The organism is Moorena sp. SIO4E2, assembly GCF_010671945.1.
In the GTDB taxonomy this organism is placed as follows: Bacteria; Cyanobacteriota; Cyanobacteriia; order Cyanobacteriales; family Coleofasciculaceae; genus Moorena; species Moorena producens.
The window spans coordinates 1-4,079 of the sequence record NZ_JAAHIE010000603.1 but is presented as its reverse complement, the minus strand read 5'-3'; the positions used below and the strand labels follow the sequence as shown (position 1 = coordinate 4,079).

Annotated in this window: 1 protein-coding gene; it reads left to right on the top strand. The window is 46.2% G+C overall.

Going from position 1 to position 4,079, the window contains the following annotated elements:
* Nucleotides 1–3,974 (top strand): non-ribosomal peptide synthetase family protein (locus F6K37_RS33885; protein WP_287255115.1); only part of this gene is annotated, 3,974 nt, incomplete at its 5' end.
* Between the last annotated feature and the right edge of the window lie 105 nt (nucleotides 3,975–4,079).

Genomic DNA, 4,079 nt, shown 5'->3' with positions numbered 1-4,079 from the left:
TGATACGCTTCAAACTACTGCAATTATCCCCAACTGACCATGTGTTGCTGGTAACCATGCACCACATCGTCTCCGATGGTTGGTCAATAGGAGTCTTTCGGAGGGAATTAGCCCAACTTTACCAGGCATTCTGTGAGGGTCATGCTTCCCCCTTGGCCCCTTTGACCATTCAGTATGGAGACTTTGCCTATTGGCAACGCCAATGGTTAGCCCAGCAGGTTCTAAAAACTCAACTAGACTACTGGAAACAGCAACTGGCTGGGATTACTCCACTATTAGAACTGCCCACGGATTATCCGAGACCAGCAATGCAAACTTTCCGAGGTAGTTGGAAACGTTTTGAGTTGGATGCTAGCCTGACCCAAAAGCTGAAAGCCCTCAGCCAAAAAGCCGGGGTCACTCTGTTCATGACCTTGTTAGCCGCTTTCGATGTTCTGCTCTGTCGCTACTCTGGGCAAACAGATATTGTGGTAGGCTCTCCCATTGCCAATCGTAATCAGGGGGAAATTGAACCCTTGATTGGCTTTTTTGTCAACACCTTAGTCTTGCGCTCAGACCTATCAGGCAATCCGAGTTTTGAGGATTTACTCACTCAAGTCCGAAAAACCACGTTAGAGGCATATACTCATCAAGACTTACCCTTTGAAAAATTGGTAGAGGAATTACAGCCAGAACGTCGCCTCGATCATCATCCGGTGGTTCAGGTAGCCTTTGCCCTCCAAAATGCACCGATAACGGATTTAGCACTGTCTGGCTTGAAGGCAGAAGCCATAAAATTGGATACCGAAACAATCCGTGAATTTGATTTAGAACTTCACCTGTTCGAGAGTGAGCAGGGTCTGTCAGGATTGTGTGCTTACAGCAGTGATTTATTCAAAACCGAAACAATTCAAAGGATGTTGGGGCATTTCCAGACCCTATTACAAGGGGTAGTTGCTGATAGTAGTCAAGGTATTGGTGAACTTCCCCTACTCACCCCTGCTGAACAACAACAAATTTTGGTGGAGTGGAATCAGACCCAAACCGATTATCCTCGCAATTCCTGCGTTCACCAGTTATTTGAAACCCAAGTCCAAAACACACCAGATGTAGTAGCAGTGGTTTTGGCAGACCAAACCTTAACTTATCGGGAGTTGAATCAACAGGCCAACCAACTGGCCCATTATTTGCTTTCCTTGGGTGTTGGCTCACAGAGTTTGGTGGGGGTTTGTTTGGAGCGATCGCCTAATCTAATCATCGCCCTGTTGGCAATTCTGAAAGCTGGTGGAGCCTACCTTCCCCTCGACCCAACTTATCCTCCTGAGCGACTGGCTTTGATGGTAGAGAATGCTGGTCTGAAGGTAATCCTGACTGAAACGGGTCTGAGTGAGAATCTGCCACAGGTGGCCGATTGTGTCAATCTCAATACCCAGGAAAAGACGATTGCAGCCCATCCAAAAGAGAATTTGGACCTCCCCACTACAGCCACATCTTTGGCTTACGTCATGTATACTTCCGGGTCCACAGGACAACCGAAAGGGGTCAGCGTCACCCACCGCAATATTGTGCGGCTGGTGAAGAATACCAACTATGCCCAATTTACCACCAATGATGTGGTTCTCCAGTTAGCCTCAGTTTCTTTTGATGCCGCCACATGGGAAATCTGGGGCAGTTTGCTCAATGGCTCCCGCCTGGTTTTGTTCCCTGAACCGAAACTGTGCTTGTCAGCCTTGGGGCAAGTGATTAAGCAATATCAGGTCACAGCCTTGTGGCTCACCGCTGGATTGTTTAACTTAATGGTGGATCAGCAGTTGGACGATTTGCAATCTCTACGTCTGTTGATGGCTGGTGGAGATGTGCTGTCTGTGTCCCATGTGCTCAAATGTTGCCAAGCTCTGCCCCATTGTCAGTTCATCAATGGTTATGGTCCGACGGAGAACACCACCTTTACCTGTTGCTACCCAGTGGTGCCGGGTGAGAGCCTGCAAAACATCGGTCAATCAATTCCCATTGGTCGTCCCATTGCCAATACCCGAGTCTACATCTTAGATTCCCACCAACAACCAGTGCCCATTGGGGTGCCGGGGGAACTCTACGCTGGGGGCGATGGAGTGGCAAAGGGCTATCTCAATCGTCGAGAACTTAATGCCGAACGTTTTATTTCCAGTCCTTTCAATGAGGGTGAGAGTCTTTACAAGACCGGGGATAAGGCACGCTATTTGCCGGATGGCAACATTGAATTCCTCGGTCGCATTGACTATCAAGTCAAAATCAGAGGTTTCCGTATCGAACTCGGAGAAATTGAATCCTTGCTCAGTGGCTACCAGCAGGTGCAGGAATGTGTGGTCATCTGCCGGGAAGATACCCCAGGAAACAAGCGCCTGGTAGCCTATGTAGTTGGGGATGATGATCTTGACATTAAGGCTCTCAAAGAGTATATGAAACAGAAGTTACCAAACTACATGGTTCCCAGTGTAGTGGTGCCTCTGACGTCATTACCTCTGTCTTTGACTGGTAAAATAGACCGCAAAGCGTTACCTGTCCCTGATGCTGCCTTCAGCCACAGCAGTGAGTTCGTTGCTCCCCAAACAGAGAGTCAAATTCGCATCGCTAGTCTTTTTGCTGAAATTCTCTCTCTGCAACCTGAAAGTATTAGCCTTAATGACAGTTTCTTTGAGTTAGGGGGTCATTCCCTATTGGCCACTCAACTGGTGTTTCGTATTCGTGAAGCCTTCAAGATTAATTTATCTCTAAGGGCATTGTTTGATTATCCCTCTGTTTCTGATTTGGCTAGTGCAATCGACCAAGCTTTAGTAACTGGAAACTATCAATCCCAGACTTGGGATTTAGAAGCAGAAGCTGCTCTAGACCTAGACATTCAGCCATCAACTGCGACCAGGCAAACCGTCAGTCCAATGGAACGAATTTTCCTAACCGGTGCAACGGGTTTCTTGGGAACTTACTTACTTTCTGAACTCTTGACCACAACGGATGCTACTGTCTATTGCTTGGTTCGTGCCGAGCATATAGATGCTGGAAAAGAAAGACTATTGAGCAAGTTAGAAGCAACTGGATTATGGAGTGAGAATTTTACATCTCGAATTATTCCCATCATCGGAGATTTAGGAACCAGTCGTTTTGGACTCTCAGCAACTGAGTATAATAATTTATGCCAAGACATTGATGTGGTTTATCACGCTGGAGCCTATGTTAATCATCTGTGGTCTTACCCTCTTTTAAAAGATGCGAATGTTTTGGGAACCCAAGACGTGTTAAGACTAGCTAGTCTAGGGAAGCTCAAACCTGTTCATTACGTTTCTACCATGAGCGTGTTATCAACATCCCAAACTGAGCAACCCATTCTCGAGTCAGCCACTGCCAATCATTATGATTTACCAAAATTAGGCTATGTTCAGACCAAGTGGGTAGCAGAGCAGTTAGTTTGGGAAGCGAAAGAGCGCGGTTTGCCCATAACTATCCATCGACCTACAAGGATTAGTGGTCACAGTCAAACCGGTGTCTCTAGTTTTGATGACTTCCTATCGCGACTGGTGAAAGGATGTATTCAACTCCAAAGTTTTCCTAACTGGGATGGTTTTTCAGAAAACCTCGTTCCAGTAGATTATGTCAGCCGAGGGATTGTTTGTCTGTCTCAACAAAACCGTTTATTTGGGAAGGCATTCCATTTAATTAATCCAAAATCGGTGCATCTGAGGGAGATTTTTGACTGGGTACGCTCCCTGGGCTATAGCTTGGAAGAAATTGACTATACTGATTGGCGTTCCAAGTTGATCGAGGATATGGAAAATCCTCTCTACCCTTACTTACCCAACTTCCCGGAATCACCGTCAAGCACAAGAAACTTAATTGAGTACGATTGTCGCAATGTGGTTGATGGTTTAAGGGGAAGTGGGATCAAGTTACCGGAGGTTAATCAGGATTTATTTAAAACTTACCTCTGCTACTTTAGAGAAAGTGGATTTTTGGAGGATTGAACCTTCAAAGCCTTGATGTCTATAGCGGTTTTTAATTCGGTGAGGTACATGTTTTTAGTGACCAGGGAGCAGGGAGTAGGGAGCAGGGAGCAGTGAAATCATAAA